12 protein-coding genes are annotated in these 18,505 nt (G+C 39.8%); 2 read left to right on the top strand and 10 right to left on the bottom strand.

Annotation, left to right across the window (positions count from 1 at the left end):
- Positions 1-39: 39 nt before the first annotated feature.
- The 9 genes from ACTJKN_RS13285 to ACTJKN_RS13245 form a co-directional block, all read right to left on the bottom strand.
- A complete protein-coding gene (locus tag ACTJKN_RS13285) occupies positions 40-1,416 on the bottom strand; it encodes an MFS transporter (RefSeq protein ID WP_440825635.1) in 1,377 nt (458 codons plus the stop codon).
- A 102-nt stretch (positions 1,417-1,518) separates the two neighbouring features.
- Positions 1,519-3,387 carry an alpha-amylase family protein gene (locus ACTJKN_RS13280; RefSeq protein ID WP_440825633.1) on the bottom strand — a complete coding sequence of 623 codons (1,869 nt, stop codon included), beginning with the start codon at positions 3,385-3,387 and terminating at the stop codon, positions 1,519-1,521.
- Positions 3,384-5,702 carry a glycoside hydrolase family 65 protein gene (locus ACTJKN_RS13275; protein ID WP_440825632.1) on the bottom strand — a complete coding sequence of 773 codons (2,319 nt, stop codon included), beginning with the start codon at positions 5,700-5,702 and terminating at the stop codon, positions 3,384-3,386. Before ACTJKN_RS13275 ends, ACTJKN_RS13280 begins: the two co-directional genes overlap by 4 nt.
- Before the next feature lie 70 nt (positions 5,703-5,772).
- Positions 5,773-6,471, bottom strand: a complete 699-nt coding sequence (pgmB, locus tag ACTJKN_RS13270) for a beta-phosphoglucomutase (RefSeq protein ID WP_440825630.1) — start codon at positions 6,469-6,471, stop codon at positions 5,773-5,775.
- A 100-nt stretch (positions 6,472-6,571) separates the two neighbouring features.
- The gene (locus ACTJKN_RS13265; protein ID WP_440825628.1) at positions 6,572-8,488 is read right to left on the bottom strand and encodes a glycoside hydrolase family 13 protein; all 1,917 of its coding nucleotides are present in this window, start codon (positions 8,486-8,488) and stop codon (positions 6,572-6,574) included.
- Positions 8,489-8,551: 63 nt separating this feature from the next.
- Positions 8,552-9,568: a SusE domain-containing protein gene (locus ACTJKN_RS13260; protein WP_440825627.1), complete on the bottom strand. Its 1,017-nt coding sequence runs from the start codon at positions 9,566-9,568 to the stop codon at positions 8,552-8,554.
- A gap of 19 nt (positions 9,569-9,587) precedes the next feature.
- Positions 9,588-11,177: a RagB/SusD family nutrient uptake outer membrane protein gene (locus ACTJKN_RS13255; protein WP_440825625.1), complete on the bottom strand. Its 1,590-nt coding sequence runs from the start codon at positions 11,175-11,177 to the stop codon at positions 9,588-9,590.
- A gap of 14 nt (positions 11,178-11,191) precedes the next feature.
- A complete protein-coding gene (locus ACTJKN_RS13250; RefSeq protein WP_440825623.1) occupies positions 11,192-14,167 on the bottom strand; it encodes a SusC/RagA family TonB-linked outer membrane protein in 2,976 nt (991 codons plus the stop codon).
- A 433-nt stretch (positions 14,168-14,600) separates the two neighbouring features.
- Positions 14,601-15,614 (bottom strand): LacI family DNA-binding transcriptional regulator, encoded by a 1,014-nt coding sequence (locus ACTJKN_RS13245; RefSeq protein ID WP_440825621.1) that lies wholly within the window; start codon positions 15,612-15,614, stop codon positions 14,601-14,603.
- Positions 15,615-15,906: 292 nt separating this feature from the next.
- Here ACTJKN_RS13245 and ACTJKN_RS13240 point away from each other — a divergent pair, with 292 nt between their 5' ends.
- Positions 15,907-16,266 (top strand): response regulator, encoded by a 360-nt coding sequence (locus ACTJKN_RS13240; RefSeq protein ID WP_029278891.1) that lies wholly within the window; start codon positions 15,907-15,909, stop codon positions 16,264-16,266.
- Positions 16,267-16,455: 189 nt separating this feature from the next.
- On the opposite strand, the gene ACTJKN_RS13235 is transcribed toward ACTJKN_RS13240, so the two are convergent.
- The gene (locus tag ACTJKN_RS13235) at positions 16,456-16,809 is read right to left on the bottom strand and encodes a DUF6717 family protein (protein ID WP_440825619.1); all 354 of its coding nucleotides are present in this window, start codon (positions 16,807-16,809) and stop codon (positions 16,456-16,458) included.
- Between the two features lie 65 nt (positions 16,810-16,874).
- On the opposite strand from ACTJKN_RS13235, the gene dinB reads away from it, so the two are divergent.
- Positions 16,875-17,975, top strand: coding sequence for a DNA polymerase IV (dinB, locus tag ACTJKN_RS13230; protein ID WP_440825617.1), 1,101 nt, complete (start codon positions 16,875-16,877; stop codon positions 17,973-17,975).
- The last annotated feature ends 530 nt before the right edge of the window (positions 17,976-18,505 follow it).

Genomic DNA, 18,505 nt, shown 5'->3' with positions numbered 1-18,505 from the left:
TCTGTGGGGGCACAGACCACGGAATAAACCATGTATTTATTACACCGATCTATTTTCTTCTAACCCAAGTTTAGAAGCCAAGACTTCATCGGTTTTCTTTGGTTCGCGGATAAACACATAACAGATTATAGCAGCGAGAATCATTAACCCTCCACCCAATTGAACAGCTAAAAGTCTATCGTTATTTAACACATTCCGCATTAGCCAACCGAAGCCTAGGGAGGCAATAATTTCTGGTAAAACAATAAAAAAGTTGAAAATACCCATGTAAATCCCGATTTTATCTTTGGGTAAAGATCCGCTCAACATGGCATAAGGCATTGAGAGAATACTTGCCCAGGCAATCCCCACACCAGTCATGCATAAATACAGCATATTTTTATCGTGCACCCAGGCTACGCTGATTAAACCAATGGCTCCACAGATTAAACAAAGGGCATGTGTAGTTTTACGGCCCAGCGCATCGGCAATTTTTGGAAGCACCAGTGCGAAAAGAAAAGTAATAACGCTGTAGTACGCGAGTGTTAAACTTCCAAAATCTGCACCATGCGCATAAACCGGATCGGCAGCATCTTTTCCGCCAAAAACATTCACGGCAACGGCTGTGGTATAATAAAACCACATTAGAAACAAACCTGGCCAGGTAAAAAACTGGACCAAAGAAACAATTTGCATTCTTTTAGGCATATTCCTTAAGGCATGAAAAATTTCCCTTGCACCACCGCCAAAACCTTTATTGCTTTCTTTTACTTTTTCTTTAAAATCTACATCCTGAGGTGGGTATTCTTTAGTGGTAAAAACCGTCCACAATACCGCGGCAAAGAAGAAAAAAGCGCCGATATAAAAAGAGAATTTCACGTTTTCAGGAATACTCCCCTGTTCTGCGGTATTGGTTAAGTGGAATACGTTGTTCATAAGCCACGGCAATGCTGATGCTACACTACCTCCCAAACCGATCATCATGCTCTGCATAATAAACCCGCGGTTAACCTGGCTATCGGGTAATTTATCGGTAACAAAAGCACGGAAAGGTTCCATTGCAATATTCCCAAAAACATCCAGAATCCAAAGTAAACCAGCGGCCATCCACAATACACTGCTATGTGGCATAAAAATTAACGCAATACTGCTTACAATGGCCCCGATCATAAAATAAGGTCTTCTTCTACCCCATTTTGGGTGCCAGGTACGGTCGCTCAGGTAACCAATAATTGGTTGTACCAATAAACCGGTTAAGGGCGCGGCCAAAAACAATAACGGAACCTGATCGGGATTCGCACCCAGGTTTTCGTAAATACGACCCATGTTTGCACGTTGTAAATCCCAACCGAACTGGATACCAAAAAAACCAACGCTCATGTTGATGATCTGTACGAGTGTTAATTTCGGGTTCTCGAATACTGTTTTTAAGCTCATTGTATTTGGTTTAAGCGCTAAGCGCAGGGCGCATGGCGTTATATTTTGATTATACTTAATGTTCAAATGCCGACCGCACGCCGCTTGACGCACCACTAGCGGTTAAAACGCTATCACCTGCGCGCTAACGGGCGTAACGGTTACGGGTATACTTGTTCCTGCCGGGATATTTAATTTTCTGTCTGTTAACAGATCTGTAACCGGAGATGAATGTTTAACTTTTAAAATCTGATCAGGGATTTCGATATTGGCGGTTAAGGTTTGTGTCCGATCGAAATTGGCCACTACCAATAAACGCTGTTTGCCTGAGTAACGGATAAAAGCATACATCCGGTTATTCATATTTCCTGTAACGGGCACCTCATAAATCTCACCATTTATTACCGCATCGCTGGTTGAAGTAACTTTTAATAACTGTTGGTAGTAAGCGCGTAATTTCTGCTCGTTTTCACTTAATTGTTTACTATCAAAAGCGCCATTATTTATCCATTTCTGGTGGCTTGGAACACCCCAATAATCGAAAATAGTGGTCCGGTTATCATCTCCACCAAAACCCTCTTGTCCTTTTCCCGGCTCGCCAACTTCCTGACCGAAATAAAGCATCACCGGCCCCGAGCCCAATGTTGCCGAAACAACCATTGCAGGTAAAGCGAGTTTGGCTTTCCCTGCAAATCCTGCTGATGCAATGCGTTCCTCATCGTGGTTTTCTAAAAAGCGCAACATGTGTTTGCCAAAACCAGCACTCTCTACCTGCCATACCTGTTTAATCGCAGCCACATCTGCAGTTGGTTCATTTCTGATCAGTTTTTTAAGTCCATCGTACAAACCCACTTTATCATACAGGTAGTCGAATTTACCTTCGTCTAAATATTGTTTGTAAACTTTTGGGTTGTAGGCTTCTCCGATAAAAATCAAATCAGGATTCACTTTTTTAACCTGTGGAATTACCCAGCTCCAGAAAGCAATAGGCACCATTTCGGCCATATCACATCTGAAACCATCTACCCCCTTATTGGTCCAATAAGTTAAAATATCACGCATTTTTAGCCAAACGGGTGGAATGGGATCGAAATACTGCTTTTCGCCATTCTGATAATCTACGCCGTAATTCAGCTTAATGGTTTCGTACCAGTCGTCGTATTTAGGCTGTGCAGAAAATACATTGTTACCGGTAGCTTTTGCCGGATTTTCATTAAACTTACCATCCTGTAAAATAGAAATAGGTGTTTGCTTTGCTCCACTTGTTGGTACTGCAAATGGCTGTCCAGGGTTATAATAAAAATCATTTCTGGCGCTAAATGCTTTGGTTACATCATCCTGGGCACCAAAATCGATTACATTTTTTGGTTTTGTATAAGAGTGGTAACTTCTGGCAACGTGGTTGGGCACAAAATCGATCAGCACTTTTAAGTTTTTTGCATGTGTTCTTTTCACCAGCGCTTCAAACTCCTTCATCCTGTTTTTAACATCAACAGCCAGATCGGGATCTACATCGTAATAATCGCGGATGGCATAAGGCGAGCCCGCTCTACCCTTTACCACATCGGCATCATCAGGCTTAATTCCATAGGTAGAATAATCGGTTAAACTCGCATGGGCAAGTACACCGGTATACCAAACATAATTTACGCTGAGTTCTTTTATACCATCTAAAGCTTTATCGGCAATATCATTAAACTTGCCAGAACCATTTTGTTCAATGGTACCGTAAGGAATATTTGTGCTGTTTTTATTCCCAAATAAGCGGGGCAATAACTGATAAATAACGATCTGTTTATCGTTCATTTTTGTACGCTGTTTTTGTGCAAAGGATAGTGTAGCGGGTATTATAAAGATAGAAAAAAGCGTCAACATCCTCCCCCTGCCCCCTCCAAAGGGGGACAAGACCAGGGCGATAAAATTTCTCTTATGAATTGAAGGCTGTGGGTTTTCGCTTCTTCCTTCAACCTTTAAACCCTCTTCCTTTCTCATACCAACGCTGCGTTATTTACTTCAATTTCGGTATTTCCGGCCAATTTATAAAACTGGTTTCTGATACCGATTTCTAAATCAATGGCTGCATTGTTTTTAATGTTGATGCCGTTCTCGGTGATATTGATTTTTAAGGTAGTTCCTCTAAAGCCGATGGTAAACGAAAAAGATTTCCATTTGCCCGGCAAGAAAGGATTAAACTGCAATTTCCCATCACGCACACGCATGCCCGCAAAACCTTCTACCACACTCATCCAGGTGCCTGCCATCGAAGTGATGTGCAGACCATCTTCGGTATCGTTGTTATAATCATCCAGATCTAAACGGGCGGTACGCAAGTAGAATTCGTATGCACGTGCCTCATCATTTAATTTCGCCGCTAAAATACTATGTACGCATGGCGACAATGAGCTTTCGTGTACGGTACGAGGTTCGTAAAAATCGAAGTTCCGTTTCAATGTATCCAGATCGTAATCCTCTTCAAAGAAATATAATCCCTGTAAAACATCGGCCTGTTTAATGAAACACGAGCGCAAAATCCTGTCCCAGCTCCACTTTTGATTAATTGGGCGTTCGCTGGCAGGAAGATCTTTCACCAAAGTTTGTTCTTTATCTAAATATCCATCCTGTTGTAAGAAAATACCCAGTTTTTCATCTTGTGGATAATACATTTTCTCGATGATATCAGCCCAATCGGTAAATTCCTTTTGATCGAAATTTAAGCTTTTTAATAAGCTGTTATATTTTTCTGGTTGTTGTTGTTTTACTATTCCGGCAGCTTCGGTTGCATATTTCATACACCAGGCAGCCAAAATATTGGTGTACCAGTTGTTGTTTATATTGTTCTCATATTCGTTTGGTCCGGTTACGCCAAGCATTACATATTGCTGTTTATCGTTGCTCCAGTTAACACGTTGTTTCCAGAAACGGGCAATCCCGATCAGTACTTCTAAACCAAAATCAGACAGATAGCTTTCATCACCAGTGTAACGGATATAATTGAAAATGGCGAAAGCTATAGCACCATTACGGTGAATTTCTTCGAAGGTAATTTCCCATTCGTTGTGGCATTCCTCACCGTTCATCGTTACCATAGGATACAATGCTGCACCGTCTTTAAAACCTAATTTTGCTGCATTTTCAATCGCTTTACCCAATTGTTTATGGCGATACACCAACAGGTTTTTGCTCACTTCCTGTGGAGCAGTTGCCAGATAAAAAGGCACACAATAAGCCTCTGTATCCCAATAGGTTGAGCCTCCATATTTTTCACCAGTAAAACCTTTCGGACCAATGTTCAATCGGTCATCTTTACCAGTATAGGTTTGAAAAAGCTGAAAAATATTGAAACGGATAGCCTGTTGAGCCGAAACATCACCTTCGATGATGATGTCGCTTTCTTCCCACTTATTTGCCCAGGCTTCGGTTTGTTCTTTTAACAAGGTATCGAATCCTTTAGCAGATGCTTTGGCAATTACCGATTTTGTTTCTTTTAAAAGTGATTCTTTTGGGTAATTTTCTGAAGATAAATTCGCCGCGATTTTAACCAAAGTGATCTCTTCATTCGCTTTAACATCAAGAGAAAAAGTTTGTCCCACAAATTTCTCTTTACGGAAAGCCTCAGGGTTGATGTCTAATTTCTCTGCATTTTTATACAGTTCGATATTACTGCCTGTACAAACTTCAAATGCTGTTTTCTTAGTTCTTAATTTAATGTAAGCTTCTGTTCCAGAAATTTCGTCCGCTACCTTATCCCAGAATTTTTCATCATAGTTGCTGTCCTGATTTTTAACGTCGCCATCAATAAAAGGCATTAACGTTAATCTGCTGTCGAAATTTAATGGCGTAATGCTATAACGGATGGCTCCAACTTCATCATCGGCAATGCTGCAAAAGCGGGTCGATTTAACTTTTAAGGTTTTACCACTTCTTAATTTTGCCGTGAAAGTACGCTCCAGGTATCCGGCATGCATGTTCAACACACGTTTAAAATCGCTTACCTCAGCTGTTGCCAAATCAAGGATTTCCTCATCTATTTTTACTTCGATACCTACCCAGTTAGCCGCGTTCAATACTTTTGCAAAATATTCCGGATATCCGTTTTTCCACCATCCCACACGGGTTTTATCTGGATAATAAACACCTGCAACATAATTCCCAGGTAAAGTATCTCCGGTATAAGTTTCTTCAAAATTGGCACGCTGGCCCATACGGCCGTTGCCTAAGCTGAAAATACTTTCCGAAATTTTATTTAAATGTGGATCAAAGCCTTCTTCGATAATATTCCACTCATCTGCTTTAATGTAATTTTTCATAATCGAGTATTGAGTAGCGAGATTTTAGATTTGAGACAATGTCCTCAACCTTAAACCCTACACCTTAAACCTATAAATTCTCTAAATCTTTAACTGTTAATTTGTCTAATCCGCTTACTACCACATCTGCCTGGCTAAGCACGCTTTTTTCACCGATACCGATGGCTTTCATTCCGCCTCTTTTTGCGGCCTCTACCCCAGCAACGGCATCTTCAAAAACCACGCATTCATCAGTTGCGAAACCTAAAAGTTCAGCTCCTTTTAAAAATACTTCCGGATCGGGTTTTGATTTGGTTACCATGTTTCCATCAACTATTTCATCAAAGAAATGAGCAAGGTCTGTCTTCTCTAAAATAATTCCCGAGTTTTTACTTGCCGAGCCCAATGCCAATTTATAACCAGCTTTGTGAATCGCCGTTAAGAAATCAACCGTTCCGGGCAAAACTTCGGCCGGTGTCATTTTAGTAATCATATCTACATACCAGCTGTTTTTTAAACTGGCAAGTTCTTCTTTTTCGGCATCGGTTTTATCTACTCCACCCCAAACGAGAATCTTATTTAAACTTTCTACGCGACTAACACCTTTCAACTGTTCGTTCTGCTCTTCTGTAAAATCGAAACCCATGGTATTGGCCAAACGTTTCCAGGCTTTATAATGGTAAACTGCAGTATCTACAAGTACGCCATCGAGATCAAAAAGACAAGCCTTTATTGAGGTAGAAGGCGTAAGGTTGAAGGTAGAAGGTTCTATATGACTATTATTTTGCATCTTTATTATAATTTTTAGTACGTATCAGGTTTCAAGGAGTAGCATTTTTTTGGCAATTGGCAATTACCTTCCGCCTTAAACCCTCAACCTTTTACCTTTTCTATCTTAGCTCAAGCACCAAAGTGGTCTTGGCTGGCACTTTTATATTTTGAAAATTGATGTTTTCACTTGTAATTACATTTTTAGCAGTTGTAATTCCTGCCGTTCTTTCGGCAAAGCGATCGGTATTTAATGTTTTTTCTTTTTCAGTGTTGTTTACAATAACCATTACTGTCCCTTTTGGTTCTTCATTGTAGCGGAAATAAACATAAATATCATCTTGCGGAATAAACTGCATCAATTTACCGGTTTGTAATGCTGCGCTGTTTTTGCGGAAATTGGCCAATGTTTTAACAAAATTGAAAGCTTCATTTTCTTTGCCTGTACGGCCATAGGCTATAAATTTGTCCTTTTTATCACCTTCCCAGCCGCCAGGAAAATCGGAACGGATCAGTCCATCGGGATTGGAAAAGTTTTTCATTAAAATTTCTGTTCCGTAATACATCTCGGGAATGCCCCGCATGGTTAAGAGGATGCTCATTCCCATTTTGTATTTATCGAAATCTTCGCCAACCATCGAATAAAAGCGGCTCATATCGTGATTATCTAAAAAGATGCAGTTGGTATTTGGGTTTTTATAAAGAAAATCGTGTGCCAATGTGGCATACAAACGGTTAATCCCGTCTACCCAACCGTTTTTGCCGTTTATTCCTTCGTAAATTGCATCTTTCAAAGTAGCATCGGTAATGCCTTGCAAATGGGTATCAAAACCGCGGTTAACCGTATTGCCACCAGTAAAAAAGGCCTGGTTAGCGACAGCAGTAACCAGTGTTTCGCCAAAAACAGATAAGTGCGGGAATTCTGCCTGAACTTTTAAAGCCCAATCGGCCATATAAACCGGATCGTTATATCCATAAGTATCCAAACGTAAACCATCAATACCAGCGTACTCGATCCACCAGATGTGGTTTTGGGTCAGGTAGTTTTGCACATAAGGATTGGTCTGGTTTAAATCGGGCATTGAAGGTACAAACCAACCATCTAACATCTGTTTACGATCTGCCGCAGAGGCGTGCACATCCATAACGGTCTGATCGCGGTAGCTCGTTTGAGTATACTTTGGCCATTGGTTTAACCAGCTTTTCATTGGCAAATCTTTATAAAACCAATGTTGAGTGCCAATGTGGTTATGCACAATATCTTTAATCACTTTTAATCCTTTGGCATGGGCAATTTCTACATATTTTTTGTAAAGTGCATTTGTACCATACCGCGGGTCTATCTTATAATGATCGGTTACTGCGTAGCCGTGGTAAGAAGCCTGTGGCATATCGTTTTCTACCTCTGGTGTCATCCAAACTGTAGTTACGCCTAAATCTTTCAGGTAATCGAGGTGGTTAATTACACCTTGTATATCGCCGCCATGGCGGTAGTACATGCTGTCGCGGTTTAATGCAGTTTCGGTTAAACCCTGAACCACATCATTGCTTTTATCGCCATTCGAAAAACGATCGGGCATTAAAAGGTATATAAAATCTTTATGGGTTACGCCCTGAATCCTGCCCGCACTTTTATCTCGGTTCTTTAATTCGTAAGTGTAAGTAAATATTTTTTTCCCATTAACAGCAAAGTTAATCGGGAATTTGCCGGCTTTGGCTGATGGAGCAATTGTTAAATCAAGAAATAGATAATTGGAATTTTCTACTTTATTTACCTTTACGAGTTTTACCCCTGGATAAGTTAAGGCCACGGTGGTATTGGCAATGTTTTCGCCATGAACAAGTAGTTGTAATTTAGGATTGTGCATCCCCACGTACCAGAACATTGGTTCTACCCGTTCCAGCTTTTGGGCAAGTAGATTGTTTGTTAGAAAAACAACCAGTAGGGTAAAAATGGTTGTTACCCTTTTAAAAAAGGAAGTATTAGTATGATTATAAATTGGAAACGGATAATTTGGATGGGTATGAGATCTGTTCATGCTAAAACTTTAAAGATTTTAAAAAAGCCCCGCAGTATGTAACTGCAGGGCAGATAATAAGGATTAGTTTTTAACCATTGTAGCTTTTTTAGCAGCTACATCTAAAGTAATAGTATAAGTTCCGGGAACAGTTATGGCAATGTTATCGCCTCCATTGGTCAAAGCAGTTAGGCTACCACCGAGATTAACTGTCCAATCGTGTTTGAACCTGAATTTCAATGCACCAGCGGTTAAGGTTGTTTTAACGGAGTAATTATTTGATTTTCCATCATTTACCACTTTCATGTCGGTATCATTGTTCCAGCCACCCAAAGTTGCGTCTCCAATAATCGACCATTCGTTCGGTGTTGAAAAAACTATGGTTTTGGCATTTAAATCAACTGTTACCTGTTTCACTATGGCATCTGGCGATTTTAAGTTATCGCCGGCGCTACTGCTGATTTTACCCGCACCCGCATCGCCATAGGCAACATCCCATTTTTTGGCAGGTGTGATTTTAAACTCCAGGTTTCCGGCGGTGTAAGCAATCATTCCGGTATAAATACCATTGCTTGATAACGAGATTAAACTGTCTGCAGTAGTAGGATCCCATCCTTGATAAGCTCCTGGAACATAAATCCACGCTGAAGCTAAATAAGGTGTAGCGGTTAAAGTGATCACGTTTGAGTAAGTTAAATCGTTTACGGCTGCACCCGATTTCAACCTCACTTCAACCTGGGCGGCAACGCCAACTTTTCCACCTAAAGCCAAAATCATGTTGTTGATCTCGGTTACGGTTGGCGCATAGCTTTTTGTAGTAACAACTACTTCTTTTGGAGCCGCGAAGTTCGTACCCTTTAAAGCGAACTGTAAGGTGGAGTTTACCGGCACCACATATCCAGATGAAGTAGCCAGTGGATAGCTTAATGTTAATGCAGCCTGCGCACCATTTGCCTGCACCAAACTCAAGGTAGTGGTAGAAGCGGTAAGCGTTCCTGCTGCCCCAATAATTGAAACCGTTTGGGTTTCGTCTTTTTTACACGACCAAAGCGATAGTGCCACAAAGCAAAAGGCCAAGGTTTTGAAAAATATTGATTTCATATCTTATTAAATATTAAGATTAATAACCTGTGTTTTGAACCAGATTCGGATTGGCAATTAAATCTGCTGCCGGAATCGGATAAATATTGCGGTAAGCAGGAATTGACGTTCCGGCTTTAACCCCACCTTTAAATGGCCATAAGTAAGTACCACCGGTAAATTTACCATAACGCACTAAATCTGTACGGCGGTGACCTTCCCAGTATAATTCGCGGGCTCGCTCATCCAAATAAAAATCAACAGTTAATGCAGCTGGAGTTAGATTACCTGAGGCATTGCCATAAGCACGTTGACGTAAGGCATTAACATACTCGAGCGCTTTTGCGGCATCGCCACCTGAACCACCACGTGCAACTGCTTCTCCGTAAATTAAATACTGTTCGGCCAAGCGAAAAATGGCAAAATCCAAAGAGCTGAATGTTCCATTTAGTGATGGAGGTATGGTACTGGTACCAATGATGTTTTTAAATTTTGTAACACGCAATCCATCTGTGAATACGCCAATTTCATCAACTGTATTTTTTGCACCGAAGAAAGTACCGCGTTTATCTAAAGTTCCGTTTGCATCTGGAAATAATGTAGGCAAATTCTGACGGGTCCTGTTGCCGCCCCAACCGCCGTTTGGCACGCCATATGATGCTGTACCCATATCAGCATTAATACCTGCATTGATCAGGAATGTGGTACCGCCATAATTGGTACCTGTTACACCATCATAGTTAATGGTTAATATATTCTCGGTATTGTTAATATTGTTATCGGCTTTAAAAAGATCCATGTAATTGGATTTTAAGCTGTAACCAGCAGCAATCACCTTGCTTGAGTAAGTAATGGCTTCTGTATATTTTGCAGTTCCGGTATAAACCTGCGCATTTAAATATAACCTGGCCAATAAAGCCCAATCAGCACCTTTATCTGCACGGCCATATTCGTTGCTGCGTGCATTGGCTAAATCGCCCTCAATTGCTTTCAGCTCTGATTCGATATAAGTAAAAAGGGCAGCCCTTTGGATCTGTTTTGGGGCTACTTTACCAATTTCATCATTTTCGGTAACAAAAGGAGGATTACCAAAGGCATCTAAAAGCACCCAATATTGATAAGCACGTAAAAAACGGGCTTCTGCACGGTACCTGGTAATATCTGCAGCGTCGGCACCTGTAATGTTGCGTGAAGCCAATTTATCGGCTGTACTTTCGCGAAGAAATTCGTTGCAAACCGTAATCTGTAAAATACTTCTTGAGTATAATCCCCTTAAAAACTGGTTATCTACACTTGGTGTACCGTAATCTAATTCCGGAATACCGGTATCTCCCCAGGCACAGATCGCCTCATCGGTTACCAACTCTTGTGAGGTCCAGAATAAACGCAGGAAATCTGCAAAACCCGAATTCAACCCACCGATATCACTATTGTCCGAACCCGTAGAACTGGTTAATGCATAAGCTGCATATAATTTAACCAAACCTCGTTTATAACCTGCCGGAGTAGCATAAACGGTTGCCGCAGTAACATCGTTGGTAGGCAATACGTTTAAATCTCCTTTTTTGCATGAATTTAATGACAACAATAAAACACCTGATGCCAATATTATTTTAAATGAGTTTTTCATTTTTTGTCTCCTTATTAAAAACCAACATTAAAACCTAAAGTATACGTGCGAGGGCGCGGATATAGGTTATAATCAATACCACCGCTCAACTCAGGATCTATACCATTGTACTTGGTTACGGTAAAAACATTTTGGCAGTTTGCCGATATCCTTAACGAGGCTGTTCCGGTTTTAGATAATTTACCGGCGTTGTAAGAAATACCTGCATTATCCATTTTCAGGAATGAAGCGTTTTTAATATAATAATCGCTTAAGAACTGGTTGTTCTGGAAATTGGTTGCCAGAAAATCTGTAGATGCATTGTTGATTACACCTGCCGGACTTAAGATATTCGCTCTGACACCAAAGTTTGACGAAACGTTATCATATATGTAGTTACCAAAGTTAGCCCTAAGCGACGTAGTAAAGCTCCATTTCTTGTAAGAAAAAGAAGTATTGAAACCCAAAGTAATGTTTGGATCAGGTGATTTATAAAAATACTGATCGCTGGTATTGATCACGCCATCTTTATTCAGATCTTCATAAACACCTTCTAAAGGTTTTCCATCTGCGTTATATACTTGTTTATACACAAAAAAAGATCCAGGGATTTGGTTAACGGCATTGTATTTTAAGGTAACACCGGTTCCACCTGTAATATCGCCCGCACCAACTTTCGAAGCAGGATCAGGATTTAAGGTTAGGTTGGTTACTTTTCTTTTGTTGTATGCAATGTTTACACCGAAATCCCAACTGGTGTTTTCGGTTTTGATTGCCGAGAAGTTTAAGCTTCCCTCAACGCCTTTAACATCCATATTACCCACATTTGTTGTTAACTCGTTGTTAAAGTTTGTACCTACCGGAATATTGATTTTGCTTAGAAGATCAGAAGTCTTTTTGTAATATACATCAATGCTTCCGTATAAACGGCCTTTCATAAAACCATAATCCAAACCTGCATTATAGGTGGTAGTAGTTTCCCATTTCAGGTCAGGATCGTAAGCCGCAGGAGTATAATAGTTGTAAAAAGTATTACCGATCTGGTATTGGCCGGTATTGCTATTGGCATAGTATTTAGATAGGTAATCGTAATAGCCGATGCCATCTTTATTACCTGTTTGACCGTAACTTAAACGAAGTTTTAAATCAGAAACCGATGAGCTGTTTTTCAAGAAATTCTCGTTTGAAATTCTCCAGGTAAAAGCAGCTGAAGGAAAATAGCCCCAACGATTTTTCTCTGCAAATTTTGAAGAAGCATCAGCCCTTAATGTTCCTGATAAAATATATTTATCGGCCAAAGTATAAATGAACCTTCCGTAGTAAGAAAGCAATTTATCGCGATCGGTAGAGAAAGGGAAAACAGGTGTTACCAATGCTTCGCCAGTACCTTTGTAAGAGGTAAAGTTGAAACCGGTTTTTGAGTTATCGTAATATCCGTAACCTGCAGTTACATCAAAACGGCTTTTAATACTTTCTACAGTGTGTGCGTAGTTTAAGTAAAACTCAGAAAGTTTGTTGGTTTCAGTATTCAGAGAATGGGTATATGATCCTGAAGTTGAGATGCTTTGTGCAGCATAAACCGGAATACGAACATCACCATAACCTTTAGACAGATCGTAACCTAAATTTAAATTAGCGTGTAATTCTGGTAAAAAGTGGAAAGAGTAATCGAAACGTGCGTTACCAAAACTTCTTTCGGCATTACCATTGTTATCGTTCAGCCTGATTAAACCTACCGGGTTGCGCGGTGCATTTGGATTTACGGTACCATCGCTTCTTAACCATTCGAAATAGTTACCAAAGCTGTTGTTTGCATTTACCGATTGTGTTGGATCGAACTGAATAGCAGCACCAACAGCACCGGCATTAGCAAAATGCGACTGAGTTAATGCACCTTTTAAGTTTAGGTCGATTTTTAAATGATCCTGGAATAATTTTGGCGAAATGCTGATTGCACCGGTTCCACGAGAAAAATGATCGGTAATCAAAAGGCCTTGCTGATCTAAATAACCAGCAGAAACACGGTAAGGAACCCCTTTAAAAGAGCCTGCAATGCTTAAACTGTTATCAGTAGAAAATGCGTTCTGATAAATTTCATCCTGCCAATCGGTATTTGAACTGCCCAGTAACGAAGTGAATTTTTTACCATCGTCATAACTTGCATTTGGGTTCGCATTTACGAAATCGCGGATCTGGCCTGAAGAAAGGATATCCACCTTTTTAGCAACCGTAGCGATTGAATTGTTGGTGCTAAAATTAAACACCGGTGCTCCTGATGCACCTTTTTTGGTCGTAATTAAAATTACCCCGTTCGATGCCCTCGAACCATAAATGGCTGTTGCATTTGCATCCTTTAAAACAGTAAAGGTTTCAATATCGTTCGGGTTGACCAATGATAATGGGCTTGGCGCATTACCGATAGCGTTACCACTGAAGGGAACCCCGTCAATTACGATAAGAGGATCGTTACTGGCATTTAATGATGCCCCACCACGGATACGGATCTGGCTACCTACTCCAGGTTGACCACTATTAGAGATAATGTTCACACCTGCCACCTTACCCTGAATTAACTGTTCAGGCGTAGTAATGGTACCTTTCTGAAAATCTTTCGAGTTTACAGTGGTAATGGATCCGGTTAGGTTTTTCTTTTCTGCGGTACCATAACCGATTACCACAACTTCATTCAGTTTTTGTGCATCGGGTGCCAATTGAAAATTAACAGTAGCATTTGCCGAAATGCTTACGGCTTTATCAAGGGTTTGATAACCGATAAAACTTGCAGATAACGTTATCGAACCATTCGATAAACCTGCAAGTTTATAATTACCATTGGCATCGGTTGATGTACTTCTTGTAGTTCCTTTTACAACTACAGAAGCGCCAGGCAATGGCAGGCCGGTTTCATCAAGCACTTTACCAGATACCGATCCGGTTTGTGCTTTTACCATTAATGCTGAAAAAACTAACAGCACCAAAAGCCCCTGTTTTAACAGGTAAAATACTCTCATATTTGAAGCTCGTTTAAGTATAAAAATTTGGTTAAATATTATAGTGATTTACACATAGGCCTAATTTACAGCTGTTAATGATATTTCAAAATTTATTTAAAAAATATATTTCTGGCCAAAATATCAACGAGAAAATCAGTATAAAAATTAGCTTTTCGCCAACATTGAAAATCTATATTAAATAGTTTTTAAATTTTCAATAACCTGATAATAAACAAGTTAAAAATGTTAAATTTTAATTTAAAGTGTAAATATTACACTAAGTCTTTTTTGAAGCCTTTTTCGGGAACGTTCCCGAAAAAATCAAGTCAAAATTCAGTCGTCTTTCGGGAACGTTCCCGAAAATCAGTCAGAATTCTGCGTATTTTACACTAAGTGAAGAAATTTTTTGAAAATTTTAAGCTGAAAATCATCCCGTTTTTAAGGACTTTTTTTACCCGTTTACGGTCGAATTCCGCTTGATAATTTTAGACGCTAAAACCACCTCGTTTGGCAGGTTCTTATCGGCATGACCGTCTAAAATAGTAAACAATAATTTAGCCGCTTCCTCTCCTATTTCGGTAGCAGGTTGAGTGATGGTCGTGAGTGAAGGATTTAACAAAGGAGCAATTTCCAAACTGGAGAAACTGATCACCTTTAAATCTTTGGGGATGTTGATATCGAGATCGTAACAAGCATAGTAAGTAGCAAAGGCCAAACGTTCTACTGAGGTAAAAACACCATCTGGTTTCAATTGCGTTAAAGCCTCTTTAATGATAATGCTATTTTCTTCGTAACTGTTACTGCAATCAACTATCAGATTTTCTTCGAAAGGAATCTGATGTTTGGCCAATGCATCAAGATAGCCTTGCATACGTGTTTTACCTATCGATAAACTTTTATTAACCACCAGATAGGCAATTCTACTGCAGCCCTGCTCTATTAAATGTTCCGTTGCCAGAAAACTGCTGTTATAATCATTAGTAATTACCCTTGGCGTATCAATGTCTTCGTAAATCCGATCGAAAAACACCAAAGGCAGCCTTTTACTGCCAAATTTATTGAGGTAATTATGATCGTCAGCTTCTCCCGAAACCGACATTACAATGCCATCAGCCCTGCCGTTGTGCAAATGGCGGATAAAAGTTACTTCTTTTTTATAATCATCATCCGTTACGTAAATCAGAATATGGTAGCCATTTTCTCTGGCTACACGTTCTATGCCGTGAATGGCCTGTGAGAAATAATTATTGGCCAATTCGGGTACAATAACGGCAATGGTTTTACTTTTTTGCTCCCTTAAATTACTGGCGTAGTGGTTGGGCTGATAGTTTAATTCTTTTGCTTTGGCTAGTATACGCGCTTTGGTAGCCCCATTAATGTCACTATTATCCCTAAAAGCCCTCGAAATTGTAGAAGTAGATAAATTTAAAGCTTCTGCTAACTTCTTAATATTAATACTATCCATTTTTGGCTATTAAACCCAATTAATTTGAATAAACGCTGTAAATATAAACTATAATTCTCCGAAATATTTTATAAGCTTTAAAATTATGCATTTGGTGTTCAATTTATAGCCAGTTAATCCGCTATGAAATTCAGGCTCATTTTTTTTTGATTAGCCAATGCCAAAATTCTTTAAATAAATATTCATTTTTTTTAAAACAAAAAGCATCTTTACCGCTTTAATAATTATACGCTTTTAATCATCATCTCATTTACCGGTTGCAAAACAAAACGATATGAAATAAAACTACAAAATGGGAAATAAGAAAATACTCATTGCCGATGACGATGAAGGAATTGTTGATGCTGTGACGATGATTTTAGAGGTGATGGGTTATGATGTTGAATTTACATATGATGGCGGAGCAGTAATAGATGCAGTAAAAAATAAGCCAGATCTGATTATGCTTGATATCTGGATGAGTGGACACGATGGCAGGGATATATGCAAACAGCTTAAAAACGACCCTCAGTTTAAGGAAATCCCGATTTTAATGATCTCGGCCAGTAGAGACATCAGGCAATCTGCCCTGGATGCCGGTGCCAATGATTTTATGGAAAAACCATTCGAAATGGATTCATTACTGAATAAAGTAGAAGTATTGCTGGATTAGCCTGATACTACCTAGAAACGTCACCCTGAATTTATTTCAGGGTCTTTTGCATGATGATCCTGTTAGGCAAAAATTAATAATGGTGAATCAATATTAAAAGAATTGCAGTTAAATGGATCCTGAAACAAGTTCAGGATGACGAACCTTAGGAAGGTCTACATAATAGAAACATAATGGTTAAATTTTCTGTTAACCAAGTTCCTTAAAATAAATCTGTTTAGGCAATTGCTTAAAAACAAACTCCGTTACATGGCAAAGCCAAAGTTTATGGTTCTTAAATTCTCCTCTAAATTTTTCTAACAGATAGTCGCCACCACCGCCCAAATTCTCTTCGCGCACATAAACAAGATCTAAAATTTCGGCATTTTCAATAGGCGTATCAGCCATCAGTAATTTGCATTCATCCCTGGTAATTGCTATCCAGTTCAATAATTCATCGGCACCTTCTACCATTTGCAAATCGGCTATATCTCCGCCCCATTCTGGTATATCGGCATACCATTCGTACTTTGCATTTTTATAAAAACGAATTGCTCTCTCCATATTTTGTAAAGAAAAAAAATCTAGATCAATAATCCTGATAAAAATCACGAAATTTAGATCATTGCATGTCTGATTCAACTCTACCGGTTTTAAGAAAAATAATTCATATCGATATGGATGCTTTTTATGCATCTGTAGAGCAACGCGATTTTCCAGAATACCGGGGAAGGCCCTTAGTAGTTGGTGGCAAGCCCGATAGCCGGGGCGTAGTTTCTACAGCCAGTTACGAAGCGCGGCAATATGGAATCCGCTCTGCAATGTCGAGCAGTAAAGCTTACCAGCTTTGCCCGACAGCAATTTTTGTGTACCCCCGTTTTGATGCCTATACCGCGGTTTCGAAAGCGCTTAGGGAAATTTTTAGTCGGTACACTGATATTATAGAACCCCTTTCGTTGGATGAAGCTTACCTTGATGTAACGGAAGACAAGCTCGGAATCGGATCGGCTATTGATATTGCTCAATCCATTAAAGATGCGATTAAAAATGAGTTAAACTTAACCGCTTCGGCAGGCGTATCGATCAATAAATTTGTGGCCAAAGTAGCTTCAGATATGAATAAACCAGATGGTTTAACTTTCATTGGTCCATCGAAGATTGAGGCTTTTATGGAAAAACTCCCGGTTGAAAAATTTTTTGGGGTAGGCAAAGTTACCGGCGCCAAAATGAAGGCCATGCAGATTAATACAGGTGCAGATTTAAAAAAATTGACTGAAGCCCAGCTTGTTGCCCAATTCGGGAAATCGGGAAGATTTTATTATAAAATTGTTCGTGGTATTGATGAACGCCCCGTTCAGTCGAATCGCGAAACCAAATCAGTTGGTGCAGAAGATACCTTTTCGGAAGATACCAATGAAGATTCGGTGATGCACGATCTGCTGAAACAGATCAGTGAAACCGTGGCCAAACGTTTGGAAAAATATCAACTAAGCGGAAAAACGGTAACCCTAAAAATCAAATTCGCTGATTTTAAACTGATTACGCGCAGCCGGTCTTTTGCTATACCGATAAACAAAGCAGAGGTAATTTATGCAGAGGCGATTAAACTTTTGGAAGAGGCCGCTATCGGCACAACACAGGTGAGGCTTTTAGGCATTACCTTATCACGGTTTTATGATGATGTTGAAATAGAAAAGCCAGAAAGTAATCAGCTGGAGTTTGAGTTTTGATGCTTAATACATGAATTTCGTGATTAAAGCACCGATTTCCATTATTTGAAGCGCAATGCCTCTGCAAATTAGCAAATGCCTTCCCGTTTTATGCTTATACGCTTCGCTGCCTCGTTCCTCGTTGCTGCAGGGTAACGCTTCAACCGGGGCTATTGGGCCAGAACGGTATTTTATTTTCGGGGTTGCTGGGTGCAGAAACCATGTGCATAAACCCGACAGCAGCGGCAGCCTCCGATTTAAGCTCCGGTTTATGTTATATTTTGGTGTGCTTGCTTGTTTCACAGGTTTTCTATCGGAGCTATAGCGAATGGCGGGACTGAGAACCTCCAAGAACCACAGGCCGACCATTTCCTAATTCTAATTGCTACTCAATAGCTTTTTTCTGCTTGCATACATAAGCTGTTTATTCGGTTTGTGAGAACACAGACTAAGGAATAGATTGCTATGGCCAACCCTACATTAAGTTTATGCATTTTTCCATTCGTGCCGTCACCCCGAATTCATTTCAGGGTCTTTATAGCGGGAAAGAT

The sequence above is a fragment of the Pedobacter sp. 22163 genome, from assembly GCF_052045595.1.
In the GTDB taxonomy this organism is placed as follows: Bacteria; Bacteroidota; Bacteroidia; order Sphingobacteriales; family Sphingobacteriaceae; genus Pedobacter.
This window is presented reverse-complemented; position numbering and strand designations above follow the sequence as displayed.